The 17,271-nt window shown below is 59.6% G+C and carries 21 protein-coding genes and 3 pseudogenes; all 24 read left to right on the plus strand.

The genetic code is table 11. The annotated features are described in order from the left end of the window. Position 1 precedes the first annotated feature (1 nt). The 24 genes and pseudogenes from PXT33_RS05155 to PXT33_RS05275 all read left to right on the plus strand — a co-directional run bounded on the left by PXT33_RS05155 (position 2) and on the right by PXT33_RS05275 (position 17,178). Positions 2-676, plus strand: coding sequence for a DUF4867 family protein (locus PXT33_RS05155; protein WP_333490524.1), 675 nt, complete (start codon positions 2-4; stop codon positions 674-676). 28 nt (positions 677-704) lie between these two features. Further along, the gene (locus PXT33_RS05160) at positions 705-875 is read left to right on the plus strand and encodes a hypothetical protein (RefSeq protein WP_347070496.1); all 171 of its coding nucleotides are present in this window, start codon (positions 705-707) and stop codon (positions 873-875) included. Between the two features lie 267 nt (positions 876-1,142). Further along, the gene (locus PXT33_RS05165) at positions 1,143-2,711 is read left to right on the plus strand and encodes an alpha-glucosidase (protein ID WP_347070497.1); all 1,569 of its coding nucleotides are present in this window, start codon (positions 1,143-1,145) and stop codon (positions 2,709-2,711) included. A 3-nt stretch (positions 2,712-2,714) separates the two neighbouring features. Then, positions 2,715-3,329, plus strand: coding sequence for a TSUP family transporter (locus PXT33_RS05170; RefSeq protein WP_347070498.1), 615 nt, complete (start codon positions 2,715-2,717; stop codon positions 3,327-3,329). Further along, positions 3,314-3,472, plus strand: coding sequence for a hypothetical protein (locus PXT33_RS05175; protein WP_347070499.1), 159 nt, complete (start codon positions 3,314-3,316; stop codon positions 3,470-3,472). The genes PXT33_RS05170 and PXT33_RS05175 overlap by 16 nt, the downstream gene beginning before the upstream one ends. A 70-nt stretch (positions 3,473-3,542) precedes the next feature. Continuing rightward, a complete protein-coding gene (locus PXT33_RS05180; protein ID WP_347070500.1) occupies positions 3,543-4,112 on the plus strand; it encodes a hypothetical protein in 570 nt (189 codons plus the stop codon). A gap of 20 nt (positions 4,113-4,132) precedes the next feature. Next, entirely contained in the window at positions 4,133-4,615 is a 483-nt protein-coding gene (locus PXT33_RS05185; protein ID WP_347070501.1) for a hypothetical protein, read from the plus strand. Between the two features lie 172 nt (positions 4,616-4,787). Continuing rightward, on the plus strand, positions 4,788-5,264 hold the full coding sequence (locus PXT33_RS05190) for a tripartite tricarboxylate transporter TctB family protein (RefSeq protein WP_270195141.1): 477 nt from the start codon (positions 4,788-4,790) through the stop codon (positions 5,262-5,264). 89 nt (positions 5,265-5,353) lie between these two features. Beyond that, a pseudogene (locus tag PXT33_RS14760) lies at positions 5,354-6,813 on the plus strand (tripartite tricarboxylate transporter permease). A 241-nt stretch (positions 6,814-7,054) separates the two neighbouring features. Beyond that, positions 7,055-8,203 carry a fucose isomerase gene (locus PXT33_RS05205; protein WP_347070504.1) on the plus strand — a complete coding sequence of 383 codons (1,149 nt, stop codon included), beginning with the start codon at positions 7,055-7,057 and terminating at the stop codon, positions 8,201-8,203. A gap of 137 nt (positions 8,204-8,340) precedes the next feature. Further along, positions 8,341-8,949, plus strand: a complete 609-nt coding sequence (locus PXT33_RS05210; protein ID WP_347070505.1) for a winged helix-turn-helix transcriptional regulator — start codon at positions 8,341-8,343, stop codon at positions 8,947-8,949. Continuing rightward, positions 8,862-9,545: an ROK family protein gene (locus tag PXT33_RS05215; protein WP_347070506.1), complete on the plus strand. Its 684-nt coding sequence runs from the start codon at positions 8,862-8,864 to the stop codon at positions 9,543-9,545. Before PXT33_RS05210 ends, PXT33_RS05215 begins: the two co-directional genes overlap by 88 nt. A gap of 112 nt (positions 9,546-9,657) precedes the next feature. Next, positions 9,658-11,159 (plus strand): annotated as a pseudogene (gene glpK, locus PXT33_RS05220) (glycerol kinase GlpK). A gap of 3 nt (positions 11,160-11,162) precedes the next feature. Further along, a complete protein-coding gene (locus PXT33_RS05225) occupies positions 11,163-11,489 on the plus strand; it encodes a hypothetical protein (protein ID WP_347070507.1) in 327 nt (108 codons plus the stop codon). Between the two features lie 159 nt (positions 11,490-11,648). After that, on the plus strand, positions 11,649-11,801 hold the full coding sequence (locus PXT33_RS05230; protein WP_347070508.1) for a hypothetical protein: 153 nt from the start codon (positions 11,649-11,651) through the stop codon (positions 11,799-11,801). Between the two features lie 94 nt (positions 11,802-11,895). Further along, entirely contained in the window at positions 11,896-12,345 is a 450-nt protein-coding gene (locus tag PXT33_RS05235; RefSeq protein WP_347070509.1) for a helix-turn-helix transcriptional regulator, read from the plus strand. A 160-nt stretch (positions 12,346-12,505) separates the two neighbouring features. Further along, entirely contained in the window at positions 12,506-13,069 is a 564-nt protein-coding gene (locus PXT33_RS05240; protein WP_347070510.1) for a 4Fe-4S binding protein, read from the plus strand. Next, positions 13,029-13,172 carry a hypothetical protein gene (locus PXT33_RS05245; protein ID WP_347070511.1) on the plus strand — a complete coding sequence of 48 codons (144 nt, stop codon included), beginning with the start codon at positions 13,029-13,031 and terminating at the stop codon, positions 13,170-13,172. Before PXT33_RS05240 ends, PXT33_RS05245 begins: the two co-directional genes overlap by 41 nt. Then, positions 13,169-13,468 carry a hypothetical protein gene (locus PXT33_RS05250; protein ID WP_347070512.1) on the plus strand — a complete coding sequence of 100 codons (300 nt, stop codon included), beginning with the start codon at positions 13,169-13,171 and terminating at the stop codon, positions 13,466-13,468. The genes PXT33_RS05245 and PXT33_RS05250 overlap by 4 nt, the downstream gene beginning before the upstream one ends. Before the next feature lie 26 nt (positions 13,469-13,494). Further along, entirely contained in the window at positions 13,495-14,091 is a 597-nt protein-coding gene (locus PXT33_RS05255) for a pyruvate formate lyase family protein (protein WP_347070513.1), read from the plus strand. Continuing rightward, positions 14,073-14,917, plus strand: a pseudogene (locus PXT33_RS05260) (pyruvate formate lyase family protein); the annotation flags it as partial. The gene PXT33_RS05255 and the pseudogene PXT33_RS05260, both read left to right, overlap by 19 nt. A gap of 134 nt (positions 14,918-15,051) precedes the next feature. Beyond that, the gene (locus tag PXT33_RS05265; RefSeq protein WP_347070546.1) at positions 15,052-15,699 is read left to right on the plus strand and encodes a pyruvate formate lyase family protein; all 648 of its coding nucleotides are present in this window, start codon (positions 15,052-15,054) and stop codon (positions 15,697-15,699) included. After that, positions 15,630-16,001, plus strand: a complete 372-nt coding sequence (locus tag PXT33_RS05270) for a glycine radical domain-containing protein (protein WP_347070514.1) — start codon at positions 15,630-15,632, stop codon at positions 15,999-16,001. Before PXT33_RS05265 ends, PXT33_RS05270 begins: the two co-directional genes overlap by 70 nt. 28 nt (positions 16,002-16,029) lie before the next feature. Continuing rightward, positions 16,030-17,178, plus strand: a complete 1,149-nt coding sequence (locus tag PXT33_RS05275) for an iron-containing alcohol dehydrogenase (RefSeq protein WP_332376036.1) — start codon at positions 16,030-16,032, stop codon at positions 17,176-17,178. Positions 17,179-17,271 lie beyond the last annotated feature (93 nt).

A 17,271-nucleotide genomic window follows, 5' to 3' on the forward strand; every position in this document is an offset into this window, starting at 1 on the left:
AATGGAAAACTTGTTGGAGCATCTGAATCAGGTCAATGATGTTCCGGTGTACAGCGTGCTGGACCCGGAGTTTGCCCCCTACGGTCGGGTGGTCACAGGCTATGATCTCAGTGAGATGATCGCCTACATGGAGCAGAACACCTCCATCCCGGAAAACGGCAATGTCTATGTTGCCAGTGTGCCGGAGATGGAAGCTCTGCCCGCAGCCACCGGGCTGCAGAAGAAGTTCTACGGCGATATGCCCATTGAGGTGGGCTACTGCAACGGGCGCAACACTACATGGAACGGCTTTGAGTACCACAAGGGCAGCGAGATCAATGTGGCAGTCACGGACTTCATGCTGATCCTGGGCCATGTGTGGCAGATCGAGAACAATACCTATCGCTTCGAGAACGCCAAGGTGTTCTTTGTGCCGCAGGGCACGGCGGTGGAAATGTACCAGACCACCCTCCACCTGTCTCCCTGCCGGGTCTGCGATGCAGGCTTCAAGGGCATAGTCATCCTGCCCCGAGGCACTAACACACCGCTGGAGGACAAGACCCCGGGCGACGACCCGGAGAGCAGACTGCTGCTCCAGCGCAACAAGTGGGTCATCGCCCACCCGGAGCGGGAGCCGCTCATCAAGCAGGGAGCCTATCCCGGCTTGCTGGGCGAGAACCGGGAACTCCACTATTAAAGAGCCGAATGGCTGAGAAAGGGCAACCATGGAGATCATTTGCAAAGAACGGGTCTTTACCCTGAAAAACGGCAGCGATGTGCTGCTGCATACCGACGCCGATACCCCCATGGTCTATGTCGGTTGCGGCGAGGAGCGGGTGGAGATGTACCGCGGCAACTTCAAGCTGGAGGATCATCTGTTGGAGCGCCGCCCCTGACGCTGACCGCGACCCGTGCGACACAACAGGGGACAGAGCTGGATCTGGAAGGCCGGCTCAAGCTGCTGGTCACCGAAAAAACGGCGCAGTCACCCTAACCGTGACTGAGAAGGCGGAGGAGATCAACCGCTTCTGGCTTCGGGTGGAAGCGGCCGAGGACGAGCATGTCTACGGCTGCGGCGAGCAGATGAGTTACTTCGATCTGCGGGGCCGTCATTTCCCCTGTGGTCCAGCGAGCCGGGCGTCGGGCGCGACAAGACTACCTATGTGACATGGCGCAGCAACGTGGAAAACGGCGGCGCGGGCGGTGACTATTACAACACCAACTACCCGGAGCCTACCTACGTTTCCAGCCGTCACTACTACCTCCACATGGATACCACCGCTTACGGCGATTTCGATTTTCGCAATCTCCACTACCACGAGCTGCAGTGCTGGAATGTGCCGGGCTTTATCCGCATCGAGGCAGCGCCCACCTTTGTGGAGCTGCTGGAAAAGCTCACTGCTTTTCTTGGACGTCAGCCGGAGCTGCCGGAGTGGGTCTATAACGGCCTGATCATTGGTGCGCAGGGCGGCAGCCAGCGCAGCTTTGACATCGTGGACAGAAGCTTGGAAAAAGGCATCAAGGTCTCCGGCCTGTGGTGTCAGGACTGGTGCGGCAAGCGGGTGACCAGCTTTGGCAAGCGCCTCCAGTGGGATTGGCATTACCACAAGGAGATGTACCCCGATCTGCCCCGGCACATTGAAGAGCTCCACGCCCGGGGCATCCGGTTCCTTGGCTACATCAACCCGTACCTCGTCAAGGACGGAGAACTTTATGCCGAGGGCAAAAAACGGGGCGTCTTTGCCAAAAAGGCCGACGGGTCCGATTATCTGGTAGACTTTGGCGAGTTCTATTGCGGCGTGGTGGATTTCACCAACCCGGAGGCCTACCGCTGGTTCAAGGACGAGGTCATCAAAAAGTATACGCTGGACATTGGCATCGACGGCTGGATGGCGGACTTTGGCGAGTATCTCCCTACCGACGATCTGGTGCTTTCCAACGGGGTCAGCCCCATGATCGAGCACAACCACTGGCCGGCGCTCTGGGCAAAATGCAACTACGATGCCGTTACCGAAAGCGGCAAGCTGGGGCAGGTAGTCTACTTTATGCGTGCCGGCGGCACCGGCAGCCAGAAGTACTGCACGCTGCTGTGGGCCGGTGACCAGAGCGTGGATTTCAGCCGCCACGATGGTCTGTGCACCGTCATCTGCGCGGCCCTCAGCTCCGGCATGGTCGGCTGCGGACTGAACCACTGCGACATCGGCGGCTACACCTCTCTGTTCGACAACTGCCGCACCAAGGAGGTATTCCTCCGCTGGGCAGAGATGGCGGCCTTCATGCCGGTGATGCGCACCCACGAGGGCAACCGCCCGGACACCAACTTCCAGTATTACGATGATGAAGATTGCATGACGCAGCTGGCGCGGCTGGTGGATATCTATACCATGCTGGCACCTTACACCAAAACGCTGGTGGCTGAAAACGCCGCCAAGGGCACCCCGGTCATGCGTCCCCTCTTCCTTCATTACGAAGATGACCCCCGCAGCTATACCGAGCAGTTCGAATACCTCTACGGTTCGGACCTGCTGGTGGCTCCGGTGTGGCACAGCGGAGCGACCGAGTGGGAGGTCTACCTGCCCGGTGACGCGTGGGTCCACCTGTGGACCGGCAAGGTCTACGGTAAGGGCACCCACACCGTTCCCGCAGAGATGGGCGACATCCCGGTATTCTGCCGCAAGGGCTCCCAGTGGACGGAGCTGTTTGACAGCATCCGGGAAAAATACGGGAAGTAAACTATGGAAAATCAGATCCTGTTTTACATCGTTATCCTGTTGACCAATATCATCCACGGCATCACAGGCTTTGCAGGCACCATTCTGGCAATGCCTCCCAGCCTGATGCTGGTGGGCTACGACATCGCAAAGCCCATCCTGAACGTGCTGGCGATCTTCTCCGGGGTGTACGTCTTTGTGGGAAACTACAAAAGCATCAACTGGAAAGAGTTTGCCCGGATAGTTGTGGTGATGGCACTGGGCATCGTTGGTGCCGTGTATATCAAGGGACTGTTCATAGGCAAGGAGCATCTGCTCTACAAACTGCTGGGGCTGCTGGTCATCGGGCTTTCAGTGCAGGGACTTTACAAGCTCGTGCACAAGCCGGAGCCGGATACAAAAAAGCCTGCAGAGAGGCAGACCGCCGCGCGCAATGCAGGAACCTGCGCACTGCTGGTGCTGGCAGGCATCATTCATGGATTGTTTGTCAGCGGCGGCCCGCTACTGACGGGGTATATGACCAAGAGGATCCAGGACAAGACCGTTTTCCGTGCGACCATTTCCACGGTATGGATCTTTTTGAACACCCTTGTTTTTTGGAAGATGTGCAGGCGGGGCTGTGGGTGCCCTCTACTGTAAAGATGCTTGGCATCTCGGTGCCGTTTCTGCTGGCGGGGATGTTCATCGGCAGCAAGCTGGTGACCCGTATGAGCCAGCTGGTCTTTATGAAACTGACCTATGTTCTACTGTTTATTTCGGGGCTTTCGCTTCTGGTGAAATAACCCCCGCAAAGATCGCAACCTGAATGTACGCAAGACACGAAAAAGTAAAAATTTGAAGGAGAACACTACTATGAAACGTCGCGAATTTCTGTCCATGAGCGCTGTTCTGGCTGCCGCCGGGCTGTTTGCAGGCTGTGCCGCTTCCAATGCAGGCAGCACTGCTTCTTCCACCGCAGGCTCTGCTGCATCGGAGCAGCCCAGCAACGGCGGCGAAACCATCAAGATCATCTGTCCCTACGGTGTCGGCGGCACGGCAGACATCGTGGCGCGCAAGTACGGTCAGGTGGCAAACCAGCTCCAGAAGAAGTACAACTTCATCGTGGAGAACATGACTGGCGGTGATGGCTTTGCCGCGGCAACCTACTTTGCAGACAACGATACCTCTGTTACCAAAGAGCTGCTGGTCTTTGGCTATGGCGTGTGCTACCGCCACGATCTGGGCAAGGAGTTCGGTACCGAAGAAGTGGACTTTGACCGCAATGAGATGTATCCCATCGGCACCATTGACGACCGTACCTGGATCATCTACACCAAGCCGGATCAGTCTCTGGCTTCCATTCTGGAAAAGGCCAAGAACGGCGGCATCAAGATGTCCGGCGGCAACCCCTGTCCGACTGCCACCTGTCCTGGGGTTCTCTGATCGCCATGGAGGGCGGCAAGGTGTCCGTCGTTCCGTATGACGGCGGTGCAAACCAGAAGAAGGGTCTGACCGATGGCGAGGTCGATGTCTTTGTGGGCACCACGCAGGCCGCCAAGGACGAGGTCGAGGCCGGCACCCTGATCCCCATTCTGGCAATGAATGACCGTCCCTTTGAGGGCTTCGTCACGCCGAACGGTGCCATCACCGTTCCTACCTGCGCCGGTGAGTCCAAAGCTCCCGAGCTGAACGCCGCCAACGATTACGCAAGCTGCATCCTGCCTGCAGGCGGCGTGTTGGCGGTGCATAAGGGCACCGATCAGGCATTCATTGATGAGATGGTGGAGATCACAAAGGACGTCTGGAATGAGCCGGACTACAACGAGTGGATCGCTTCCATCCTTCTGAACCGCTTTGAGCTCTACGGCGATGAGGCCGAGGCATTCATCAATGAGGCCTGCGAGAAAGCCATCAACGCTTACAAGAACCTGAGCGGTCAGGCCTGAGCGCTGAACTCATCCAGAAACAAGTGCCGGACCGGTCACGTTTCGCATGGATCTTGTGCAGACGGGCTGCCGATGCAGCCCGTCTGCATTTTTTGTCAGAAAAAATAAAAGCAGGATTCCCCAAATGGGGGAGCCTGCACTGGTTTGCCGTATGAAAGGAGAATGGATTTCGATGAAGAAATTCAAAATCAAGACCAATCTGGTCTCGGGCATCATCATGGGTGTGATCGCATTGATCCTGATCCTGTGCATTCCCAGCCAGATCCGCGTACCGGCCTATGATTCCGGTGCACCCAGTCCCCGCATCATCCCTGGAATCTGTCTGGCCATCATGCTGGTGTCGTCCATTGCCCTGCTCATCCAGAGCCTTGTCCTCAAGCAGGAAAAGGTGGTGGAGTTCGACTGGGAGAAGGAAAAGCCCGCCATCCTGCTCATTGTGGGAATGTGCGTCTATATCGGTCTGATGCTCAGCATCGGCTATGTGCTGGCTTCCATCATTGTCTTTCCGCTGGTACTGTTCTATGTGGGCGAACGCAAGCCCGGTCCCTACATCGTGGTCCTGATCTCGGCGTTCGTCATCTTCCTGCTTTTCAAGAACGTCTTTAACATTTCGCTGCCCGCTCTGGGCCTGCTGGGAGGGATCATCTGATGTCGGATTTTGCAATGATTTCGCAGGCTGTTCCGCAGGTGTTCACCCTGTACAACATGCTGCTCATCTTCGGCGGTCTGATCCTTGGAATGGTCATCGGCTGCGTCCCCGGTCTGAGTGTGACGCTGGGCATCATCCTGATGCTGCCCCTGACCTATACCTTCAGTGACCCGGCCTCTGCCATTATCCTGCTGCTGGCGGTCTACGTCGGCGGCATGTACGGCGGCTCCATTTCCGCCATCACCCTCAACACCCCGGGCACCAACTCCGCCATTGCGACCACCTTCGACGGCTACCCGCTGGCAAAGAAGGGCAAGGTCAAGAAAGCGCTGGATACCTCCCTGTTCGCTTCGGTGTTCGGCGGCCTGTTCTCGGCGGTTCTGCTGATGCTCTGCGCCTCCCTCATCACCAAGCTGGTGGCAAACTTCACCTCGGTGGAGTACTTCTCACTGGGCATCATGGGCATCAGCCTCATCGCCGGTGTCTCCGGCAGCAGCCTGCCCAAGAGCCTCATCTCCGGCATGATCGGTCTGCTGATGGCCTGCGTCGGTATGGATGCCGTCACGGGTGTCACCCGCTTCTCCTTTGGCTCCGCCACCCTGAAATACGGCATTGATATGCTGCCCGCCATGATCGCCCTCATTGCGCTGACGCAGGTGGTGCAGAAGCTCCGGGACTTTAAGGTGGCCCGCGGCAAGCTGGACGATGCCCGCAAGATCGACAAGCAGGGCATCACCAAGAAAGAGATGATCAGCATCCTGCCCGCCTGTCTCCGCTCCTCTGCCATCGCCAGCATTCTGGGCGCCATGCCCGGTGTCGGCGGCGGCGTGGCCCAGTTCCTGTGCTACAACGAGGTCCGCCGCACGTCCAAGCACCCCGAAGAGTTCGGCAAGGGTTGTCTGGAGGGCATTGCCGCGGCAGAGTCCTCCAACAATGCGGTGGTCGGCTCTGCCATGATCCCCTGCTGACGCTGGGCATCCCCGGTGACGGCGTCACCGCTCTGCTGCTGGGCGCGTTCGTGCTCCACGGCATCCAGCCCGGCCCCACCATGTTCACCAAGCAGGGTGTGATGGCCTACACCATTATCGTCGGCTGTCTGGTCGCCAATGTGCTGCTGGCTCCTCTGGGTCTGGGCACGACCCGCATTGTGGCAAAGATCGTGCAGGTGCGCTATACCTACCTGGCACCCGTCATCATCATGTTCTGCTTTGCAGGTGCCTTTGCCGCCACCGGCAACACCAAGGAGCTGATCCTCTGCGCCGGCATCCTGATCTTCAGCTACATCCTCACCGTTCTGGATATCGACAACACCCCGCTGATGCTGGGCATGATTTTGGAGGACATCATGGAGCAGAACTTCGTTACTGCTTCCATGAGCTACGACCGCAATTACAGCATCTTCCTCACCCGCCCCATTTCTGCAGTCATCCTGATCATCACCATCGTGCTGCTGGTCTCCATGATCCGTGTCAACCGCCGTGTGGCAAAGCTGAACGAGGAGCAGGAGGCGCAGATGGCCTCTGAGCACGCAAAGATGGAGAATGCATAAGCGGTGGGAGCCGAATGTCAAAAAGAGAGTCATCAAAAGGAGTAATATATTATGGGATTTCAAGTAGCGTATGTGCCCATTGGTGTTGGCACCTTCCACCTGGAAAGCGCACAGGATCAGTTTGAAAAATCGGTCTCCATGCTCAGGGCCTGACGGCGGACTGCGCGGTGCCTGAGAAGATGCTGCTGACCATCAACGATCTGGACGCGTATCTGGATACCATTTCCCCGACCTCATCGTGTTGCAGAACATCACCTTTGCCAATGCCGCCTACGCCAGCGAGGTGCTCAAGCGGTTTGACTGCCCCATCGTCCTATGGACGCTGCGGGAGCCGGTCATCGACGGCACCCGCCTGCGCCTCAACAGCCTGACGGGCGCATACTCTGCCGGCAATGCCATCACAGCGTTCCGCGGCGAGGGCAGGTTTGAGTATATCTTCGGTGCGCCCACCGAGGAGGAAGTGAAAGCGGAGATCGGTGCTGCCATCCGTGCAGCCAAGGTCAAATACGACCTGCGCCGCCTGAAGATGATCTCCATCGGACACACCCCGCAGGGCTTCGGATTTGGCCGTGCGCTGGACGCCGAGATGATGAGCACCTTCGGCACCACGCTGGATTCCATTGAGGCCCGGGAGCTTATCAACAAGGCCAAGGGCTACACCGAGGAGGAACTGGCAGACGAGCTGACCGAGGCCCGCAGGACCATCGTGGGGCTGGACACCATCCCCGAAAAGAACGTCGTCAACTTTGCCCGCCTGTACAAGGCCTATAAGAGCTATGTGGGCGAGAATCGGATCGGCGCTCTGTGCTCCCGCTGCTGGCCGGATTTCTTCACCGAGTTCGGCACCCCGGTGTGCAGCGTGCTCTCGCTGCTCAACGCCAACGGTGTTTCTGCCAGCTGCGAGTCGGACGCTTACGGTGCACTCTCCATGTTCATTGGCAGCGATCTGACCGGCCGTTCCTGCTTCTTTGGCGATCCCGTCTCGATGAACGAGCAGGAGAGCACCATCACCTTCTGGCACTGCGGCATGGCTGCCTGTGATCTGGCCCGCAAGGACACCGGTGCGCAGGTGGGCGTCCACCCCAACCGCAAGATCGGCCCGGTCATGGACTTTGGCTGCGAGGCCTGCGAGTGCGTCACCCTCTTCCGGGTGGGCCGCAAGCCCGACGGCAGCTTCCGCTTCTTCGTTGCAGAGGGCGCTGCACTGGACAAGCCCAAGCAGTTCAACGGCACCTCGGTGGTCGTCAAGACCGCAGCCAGCGCCAAAGAGGTGGTCTACGGCACCGTCAAGGGCGGCTGGGAGCCCCACTTTGTAGTGGTGTACGGACAGGTCGCCAACGAGCTGGAAAAACTGGGCAATATGCTGGGCGTCGAGGTCTGCAAGTTCTGAAAATAATTTCCAAAAATAAAGATCGAAAACCGTAAAAACAGAGAAAACGCCTGATGTTCTTGCGAATGCGGTCAGGCGGCGCTATACTGAACATGACGGTCAAAGATTGGAAAAATTCCGAAGAAAGGGGGGACGGGATGGCATACAATGGGCTCAATCTGGAGAATGTCAAAAACCAGAACCGCAGCTCCATCCTGAAGCTGCTGAACGACCACGGTCCCATGTCCCGCAAGGACATCTCGGCCCGGCTGGGTCTGACCCCTGCCAGTGTGACCACGCTGTGCGCAGAACTGCTGGCGCAGAACATTCTGGTCGAGCTGGGCGAGGTGCAGCAGGGCAATCGGGCCGGACGGCGGAAGATCCTGCTGGGGATCAACTACACCTACCGCTATGTCCTTTCCATCAGCATCGAGATGCCGTCCACCTGCATCACCCTGTGTGACCTGCGGGGCGAGCACTGCAGCACCCGGCGCATCCCCACCGACATTGCTGCGCCGCCGGAACTGTTCCTGAAGCAGGTGGCAAACGTGGGGAAGGCGCTGCTCTGGGAAAACAGCATCGGGCGCGAACAGCTGCTGGGGGCGGGGGTCTCCGTCCCCGGTCCGGTGGACCGGGAAAAGGGGTCAGCACCCACGCCTACCGCATCTGGAACCAGTCGGTGCAGGTGGCGTCCCTGCTGGCGCAGGCGCTGGAGTGCACGATCCTGTTGGAAAACAACGTCAAGGCATTTGCCCGTGCAGAACTGACCTACGGCTTGGGCCGGACGCAGGAGAACCTGCTGCTGCTGAAGTGGGGTCCAGGCGTTGGCTCTGCGATCATTGCACAGGGGCACATCTATGACAGCGGAAAGTACCGGTCAGCAGAGATCGGACATGTGCGGGTGGAAAAGAACGGCAGGCTCTGCCGCTGCGGGCGGTACGGCTGTCTGGAGACCCGGGTGGCCAGCCACCCCATTGCCCGGCATCTGCGGCAGGTCTGCAGCCCGGAAAAGACCCCGCTGCTGTGGGCTGCGGTGGATGGACACCCCGAAAAGATCACAGTGCACGATCTGGAGGCACTTGCTGCGCTGGACGAGCCCGCCATGTGGGAGGCGCTGGATGCAGACATCGAACTGCTGGCAGACGTGGTGGGCGGGATGCTCACCATGCTGACGCCGGATCACCTGATCCTGTACGGCGATATGTTCAAGCTGCCGCATTTCCGGGAGAAATTCCTCGCCGCCTGCAAGCGGTACGACCCCGCCTACGATGAGGACTATGTCCGCATCTCGGAGCTGGACCAGAGGATCGCCTACATCGGTCCGCTGGCGGTGGTGACCAACGAGCTGTTCTATCAGGGATAAAACACAGACCGAAAAAAAGCGTGCTGTGGAGCAGGAGAGCGCAAGGGCTTTGCAAAGCTCTGGGCGGTGCCTGCCCCACAGTTTTTGTATTACCGAAAAAGGAGGATGTCCCATGTCATACATCATGGCGCTGGATGCCGGGACCACATCGAACCGCTGCATCCTTTTCAACGAAAAAGGGAAATGTGCAGTGTGGCGCAGAAGGGGTTTGCCCAGTATTTCCCTAAACCCGGCTGGGTGGAGCACGATGCCAACGAGATCTGGACCACCCAGCTGGGCGTGGCGCTCTCCGCCATGAATCAGGTGGGCGCCAGCGCAGCGGATATCGCGGCGATCGGCATCACCAACCAGCGCGAGACCACCATCGTGTGGGACCGGGACACGGGAGAACCCGTTTACCATGCCATCGTCTGGCAGTGCCGCCGCACCAGCGCCTACTGCGATGAGCTGAAGGCCCGTGGGCTGACCGAGAAATTCCGGGAAAAGACGGGTCTGGTCATCGACGCCTATTTCTCTGCCACCAAGCTGAAATGGATCCTGGACAATGTGCCCGGCGCCCGGCAGAAGGCGGAGGCAGGGCAGCTGCTGTTCGGCACGGTGGAGACGTGGCTCATCTGGAAGTTGACCTGCGGCAAGATCCATGTGACGGATTACTCCAACGCCAGCCGCACTATGATGTTCAACATCCACACCCTCCAATGGGACGAGGAGATCCTGACAGAGCTGGACATTCCCCGGTGTATGCTGCCGGAGCCACGGCCCTCCAGCTGCTTTTATGAGTGGGCCGACCCCATGCATTTCGGAGACGGCATCCGCATCGCCGGGGCGGCGGGAGATCAGCAGGCGGCACTGTTTGGGCAGACCTGCTTTACCCCCGGGGAAGCCAAGAACACCTTTGGTACCGGCGGCTTTATGCTGATGAACACCGGAGAGACCCCGGTGTTCTCCCGGAACGGGCTGGTCACCACCATCGCATGGGGCATCGACGGCAAGGTGAACTATGCGCTGGAGGGCTCCATCTTTGTGGCGGGGGCTGCTATCCAGTGGCTGCGGGACGAACTGAAGCTGCTGGAGGAAGCCCGGGACTCGGAATATATGGCCGGCAAGGTCAAGGACACCAACGGCTGCTATGTGGTGCCGGCCTTTACCGGGCTGGGTGCTCCCCACTGGGATCAGTACGCCCGGGGCACTATCGTTGGATTGACCCGGGGATGCAACAAGTACCACATCATCCGGGCAACGCTGGACAGCCTGTGCTATCAGGTCAACGATGTGCTTCACGCCATGGAGGCGGACTCCGGCATTGGCATGAAGGCACTGAAGGTGGATGGCGGGGCTTCCGCCAACAACTACCTGATGCAGACCATGGCAGATGTCAGCGACGTGCCGGTGCAGCGGCCAGCCTGCGTGGAGACCACGGCGCTGGGTGCCGCTTATCTGGCGGGTCTGGCAGTGGGGTACTGGAACTCCGCCGAAGATGTCCGGCAGAACTGGTCGGTGGACCGGACCTTTGTGCCGCAGACCTCCCCGGAGGAACGGAAAAAGCGGGTCCGCGGCTGGAACAGGGCGGTCCGCTGCGCCTACAACTGGGCCAGAGAAGAAGAGGATGAATGAACCATGAACCGTGCACAGGACGGAGGCCTTCGCTTTTTCTCCGAGCTGTCGGAGCATCAGATTTCGGCCGATGAGTTTTTCAATGTTGTCCTGCTGGACTCGCTGGCCCGCAATTTCGGGCTGAAGAACGTGCTCATCTCGTATTTTGACCCGCAGGGCAGATTCCTCTCGTGGACCCACCGCAACGGCGTGCTGGCGGATCACGAGGGACACCCGTATCGCAGCTGCCTGCCCGAGGATGTGGTGCGTCAGACCCTGTATCGGGAGGCGGTGCAGGACAACCTGACCTACTACAATGTGACCCCCGACTGTACCATTCCACCCGGCTGATCCCGCCGCAGGATTACGCCCGAAGCCGCTATGTGCAGTTCATTCAGGAACAGTTCGGAGCGTATTACAGCGTGACCATGGCCTTTGGTATCAATGCCTACATTCAGGTGGCGTTTTTTAAAAGCTGCGCCGAGGGGGATTTTACCCCCGAGGAGCTTTTTGCAGCTGGAGCAGATCTACGTTTACATCGCCAACGATTACAAGAACTTCAAAAAATACGAGCAGGCCCGGATCATCACCAACATCCAGAGCGAGATCATCCTCTCCGGGAGAAAGCCTACCTCGTCACCGACGATTTCATGCACATCATGAGCTGCAACCACGCGGCAAAGGTCTGTCTGGACGATATCCTTGGCGCCGCCGCCGAGGGCTGGACGGCAGCAGACCCTGCAGCTGGCTGCCGTTTTTGCTGGGCAGCGAGCGGGACCACGCCGAAAACAGGGTGCAGACCCGGGTCATCCGGGACTATATCTTTAAGATCTACACCTACGATCAGCGCTATTCCAACGGCATCGTGGACCGCTACCACTGGATCACCATTTCCCGGGTGGAGTCGTCGGCGGCGAACGACCGGAGCGGAGAAGCTCTGCCTGCAGGCACAGGTCAGCCGCTGACCAAAGCGGAACTGCGGGTGGCACGGCTGCTGGCAAAGGGGCTGACCTATCAGGCCGTAGCCGACCAGCTGGTGGTAAGCTACCATACAGTCAAGAAGCATGTGCAGAATATCTACCAGAAATGCGGGGTCAATTCCCGGTTCCAGCTTTACCGCTGGATGGAGCGGAACGACCCCAAAAATGACCCAGCGCATCCAGAATGGCACCCCGTGGGAAAAAGCCGGACAGAATGTCGGAAATGACGATCCTGTCCGGCTTTTTTCTGTGGATCCACAGGCCCAAAATAGGGAGAGTTCCCTATTCAAAATCGACCGGTCGTCCACTGTTTCTCCCCGGCGGCATCTGGTAGAATCGAAGCAGAAACAAATGCAGAAACAAACGCAGAAAAAGGAGGCGTCCGCTGTGGATCAGACCGGCATCGTGTTCAATGTCCAGCGCTTCACCATCCACGACGGCCCCGGGGTGCGGACAGAGTTTTTTCTGAAGGGATGCCCCCTGCGGTGCCAGTGGTGCTCCAACCCCGAAAGCTGGGCGCTGCAGCCGCAGGTGGGGGTCTATCGGACCAAGTGCATCGGGCGCAGGGCCTGCGGTGCCTGCGATGACAGCTGCCCGCAGGGCGAGATCTTCCGGTTCACCGCAGGCAGGCTGGCAGGCATCGACCGGACAAAGTGCAGCGACTGTCTGGTCTGCGCGGAGGAATGCCCCTCCGATGCCCTCAAGCAGTGGGGCAGACCGATGAAGGTGGAGGAGTGCATGGAGATCGTCCGGCGGGACAGGGGCTATTACGAGCGCTCGGGCGGGGAGTCACCGTCTCGGGCGGCGACCCGCTGGTGCAGAGCGATTTTGTGGCAGCCCTGTTCCGGGCCTGCCGGCAGGAGGGTTCCATACCTGCTGCGAGTCCACCTTCCATGCCGGATGGGATGCGGTGGAAAAAATCCTTCCCTGCACCGACCTCATCATCTCTGACCTCAAACTGATGGACCCGGAGCTTCACCGGCAGTACACCGGGGTGAGCAACGAGCGCATCCTGCAAAACCTGCGCCGTCTGGCGCAGGAGGGCCGGAAATGATCCTTCGCATCCCGGTCATCCCGGGCGTTAACGATGGGCGGCAGAACATCGAAGCCAGCGCGGATTTCATCCTCAAACAGCTGGGCGGGCAGGTGCGGACCCTGCAGCTGCTGAGCTTTATACGGCTGGGCGAGGAAAAATACCGGTCGCTGGGCATCCCGTATCAGATGGAGTCCGTGCGCCTGCAGCGCCGGGCTTTTCAGCGGCGGGTCGAGGAGATCGCAAAGTATTTCAACAGCCGGGGCATCCACTGTCTGGTGGGTACCCGGGAAAAAGAAGAGAACCGACCGGAATAAAGCATCACGCCAAGGAGGAAACCGTTATGGCAGCTGTCCACACCAACGCACGCGGCACCGAGCCGTATGATAAAGTTTACTGTCTGGGGTATCAGGTCCATCACGAGGACTGGTCCCCCTATCCCCGCATCAACAAACTGCGCCAGACGTTTCTGGACCGGGGCTATGACGTGGACGTGGAGCGTCTGCGCCTTGTCACCCAGAGCTACCGGCAGCACGAACACCTGCCCGAAAAGCAGAAGGTGGCCTACGCCTTTGAAAATGTGCTGCTGCACTGCGGCATAGAGATCTGCGACGACGACTTGATCGTGGGCGAGATCGCTTCGCCCATCAAATCTGCCCCCATCTACCCGGAGTTCTCGGTCAACTGGATCCTGGACGAAGTGCAGAACCACCCCTTTGAGCAGCGGGAGCATGACCAGTTCACCATCCGCAGCGAACAGGAAAAGCAGGAGATCCTGGAGCTGTGCCGCTGGTGGAAGGGCCGCACGCTGGACGATTACATCAACGTCCGTCTGGACGAGGACCAGCTCAAGGGCTCCGAGGCGGGCAAAAAATCTACCAGACCAACCTCTACCACTACGCCGGCACCGGTCATCTGGCGGTGGATTACGCCCGCCTGATGCAGCTGGGCTTTGACGGTCTGCTGCAGCGTGCCCGGGAAAAGCTGGCGGCGCTGGACATGCACGACCCCGAGTTCTGCACCAAGCGGGAGTTCTATCAGGCGGTCACCATCATGTACGGCGCTGTAAAAAGTACATCCTGCGGTATGCGGTTCTGGCAGAGGAAATGGCAGCCCGCGAGCAGGAAGCCGGGCGGAAGGCCGAGCTGGAACAGATCGCCGCCAACTGCCGCGCTGTGGCAGGCGGCACGCCAAAGACCTTCTGGCAGGCGCTGCAGCTGTTCCACTTTGCCACGATGCTCATTTGTGTGGAGTCCAACGGCCACTCCATCTCCTATGGACGGATGGACCAGTGGCTCTACCCCTATTATCAGGCGGACAAGAGCCTTTCCAAGGAGTTCGCGCTGGAACTGCTGGAAGTGGAGTATGTCAAGCTCAACAACCCCACCAAGCTCAAGGACCGGGGCAGCATGGCGCTGCGCAACGGCAGGGGCTTTGGCGGCGAGAGCCTGACCATTGGCGGCGTGAAGCGGGACGGCACCGACGCCACCAACGACCTGACCATGCTGATGCTGGAAGCCTCTGCCCACACCCGGATGATGAACCCGTGGGTCTGTGTGCGGATGCACGAGGGCACCCCGGAGGAGCTCCGCATCAAGGCGGTAGAGTGCATCCGCGCCGGCTACGGCCACCCCAAGCTTTTCAACGACAGCGCTGCGATCAAGGGCATGCTGCGCAAGGGGATGACTCTGGAGGAAGCCCGCGACTACTGCGTGGTGGGCTGTGTGGAGATCAGCCTGCCGGGCCGGGAATACGGCTGGCACGACGCCGCCTATGTCAACACCGCCAAGATGATGGAGATGGTGCTCAACGGAGGCCGCTGCCTTGACTGCGGCCCGCACTGCCCCGCTGGAGCCGGTGCGGCGCACTGGGTGGACATCTTGGTCCCGATACCGGCAGGCTGGACCGCTATGCCAGCTTTGAGGAGGTCCGGCAGAGCGTGGATGCCCAGTTTGAGTACTGGACCAACCAGATGTGCTCCAGCCTCTGCGTCATCGAGAATGCCCACCGGGCGCTCAAACCGCTGCCCTACGTCTCGGCGCTGTTTGAGGACTGCATGGAGTCCGGTCACGACCTGACCGAGGGCGGTGCCAAGTACAACGGCATCGGCCCTCAGGCCAGCGGCATTGCCACCTGTGCCGACTCGCTGGCTGCCATCCGGCAGCTGGTCTTTGACGAAAAGCGCTGCACAGGCGCCGAACTGCTGGAAGCCGTCAAGCACAACTGGAAGGGCTATGAGAAGCTGTACGCTCTCGTCAACAGCTCCAAAGTCCACCACTACGGCAACGACGATGATTACGCCGATGCGCTGTTCCGGTTCATGTTCGAGACCTACTGCAGGCACATTGCCGGACGCAAAACGCCGCGTGGCGGGATCTTCAGCCCCGGTGTCTACTCGGTCAACGCCAACGTTGCCATGGGCCTGAACACCAACGCATCGGTGGACGGACGCAAGGCGGGGAGGCCATCTCGGACAACATGGGCCCGGTCCATACGGAGCTTGGCTCCCATGACATCAACGGCCCCACCGCCATCGTCAACTCCCTGACCAAGGTGGACCACAGCCTTGCCACCAACGGTACCCTGATGAACCTCCGCTTCCCGCAGGAGGCGGTGGCGGGCATCGAAGGCCGCGACAATCTGGCAGCCTTTATTGAGGAATACATCCACAAGGGGGCCATGCACGTCCAGTTCAACATTATGAGCGCCGCCACCATGCGGGCTGCCCAGAAAAAGCCGGAGGACTACAAGGACATGCTGGTCCGCGTGGCGGGATACAGCGCCTACTTTGTGGAACTGGGCAAGCCGCTGCAGAAGGATCTGATCCAGAGGACCGAACTCCATTTTTAACGGGTAACGATAGAAAGGAAGCACAGCGATGAAAGACTTCAACTTTAAGATTCCCCAGAACATCCAGTTTGGCATGGGCAGTCTGAAAAAGCTGCCGGAGATCCTGACCGAGAGCCGCTCGGACAAGATCCTGCTGGTGTCGGATCGCGGACTGGAAAAGATCGGCGTCGTCAAAAAGGTGCAGGATATCATTGAGACGGCGGGGCTGCAGTGCACCAGCTATCTGGATGTGGTGCCCAACCCCACCATGGCGGTGGTCAACGAGGCCGCGGACCTGTACCGGAAATGCGGAGCCACCAGCATCGTGGCGCTGGGCGGCGGCAGCTCCATGGACGTGGGCAAGGCTGTGGGCATCCTGGCCAACTATGGCGGCAGGATCACCGACTACGAGGGCAACCACAAGGTGCCCGGCCCCATCGTGCCGATGATCGCCATCCCCACTACGGCAGGCACCGGCAGCGAGGTGACGGCCTCTGCTGTGATCACGGACACCGAGCGCAACTACAAGCTCTCGGTGTTCAGCTACGAGATCCTGCCCAGATACGCCGTGCTGGACCCCGAGCTGATCATGACGGCTCCCGCTTCCATCGCTGCGTCCTGCGGCGTGGACGCCCTCATCCACGCCATGGAGGCCTATGTCTCCCGCAACGCTACCCCCTTCTCCGACGCCATGGCGGAAAAGGCCATGGAGCTCATCGGCGGCAGCCTGCGCCGCTTTGTGGCCAACCGTCAGGACGAGGAAGCCGCCTGCGCCATGATGCTGGGCTCCAACTTTGCAGGCATCGCCTTTGCATGGGCCCGGCTGGGCAATGTCCACGCCATGAGCCACCCGGTCAGCGCGTATTTCAACGTGCCCCACGGGGTGGCAAACTCCATCCTGCTGCCCAACGTGGTGGAGTACAATGCACTGGCGGACCATGGACGCTATGAGGTCATCTACAACTACATCCGGGAAGGCAGCGGCTCCACCGAAAACTTTACCCCGGAGCTGCTGGTGGAGGAGTTGCGCCGCCTGAACCGGCAGCTTGGCATCCCCGCCACCCTGTCGGAGGTGGGTGTCACCGTCGAAAAGATCCCTGCGATGGCAGAGGATGCCATGAAGAGCGGCAACATCCCGGCAAACCCCCGCCAGAGCACAGTCAGGGACATTATCAAGCTGTACGAAAAGACCATGTAAACGGGGTGTTTTCCATGCAGGCAGTGCTTCGGAATGATTTTTTGACCCTTACGGTGGACACCCATGGAGCCGAGGCGGTCAGTTTGAAAAACG

Origin of the sequence: Faecalibacterium taiwanense, from assembly GCF_036632915.2 — a bacterium.
Lineage (GTDB): Bacteria > Bacillota > Clostridia > Oscillospirales > Ruminococcaceae > Faecalibacterium > Faecalibacterium taiwanense.

What these genes read in the sequence shown, in the direction of transcription:
- PXT33_RS05155 (WP_333490524.1), top strand. Translation starts at nt 2, where the DNA reads ATGGAAAACTTGTTGGAGCATCTGAATCAGGTCAATGATGTTCCGGTG.
- PXT33_RS05160 (WP_347070496.1), top strand. Translation starts at nt 705, where the DNA reads ATGGAGATCATTTGCAAAGAACGGGTCTTTACCCTGAAAAACGGCAGC.
- PXT33_RS05170 (WP_347070498.1), top strand. Translation starts at nt 2,715, where the DNA reads ATGGAAAATCAGATCCTGTTTTACATCGTTATCCTGTTGACCAATATC.
- PXT33_RS05180 (WP_347070500.1), top strand. Translation starts at nt 3,543, where the DNA reads ATGAAACGTCGCGAATTTCTGTCCATGAGCGCTGTTCTGGCTGCCGCC.
- PXT33_RS05190 (WP_270195141.1), top strand. Translation starts at nt 4,788, where the DNA reads ATGAAGAAATTCAAAATCAAGACCAATCTGGTCTCGGGCATCATCATG.
- PXT33_RS05210 (WP_347070505.1), top strand. Translation starts at nt 8,341, where the DNA reads ATGGCATACAATGGGCTCAATCTGGAGAATGTCAAAAACCAGAACCGC.
- PXT33_RS05225 (WP_347070507.1), top strand. Translation starts at nt 11,163, where the DNA reads ATGAACCGTGCACAGGACGGAGGCCTTCGCTTTTTCTCCGAGCTGTCG.
- PXT33_RS05250 (WP_347070512.1), top strand. Translation starts at nt 13,169, where the DNA reads ATGATCCTTCGCATCCCGGTCATCCCGGGCGTTAACGATGGGCGGCAG.
- PXT33_RS05255 (WP_347070513.1), top strand. Translation starts at nt 13,495, where the DNA reads ATGGCAGCTGTCCACACCAACGCACGCGGCACCGAGCCGTATGATAAA.
- PXT33_RS05270 (WP_347070514.1), top strand. Translation starts at nt 15,630, where the DNA reads ATGGGCCCGGTCCATACGGAGCTTGGCTCCCATGACATCAACGGCCCC.
- PXT33_RS05275 (WP_332376036.1), top strand. Translation starts at nt 16,030, where the DNA reads ATGAAAGACTTCAACTTTAAGATTCCCCAGAACATCCAGTTTGGCATG.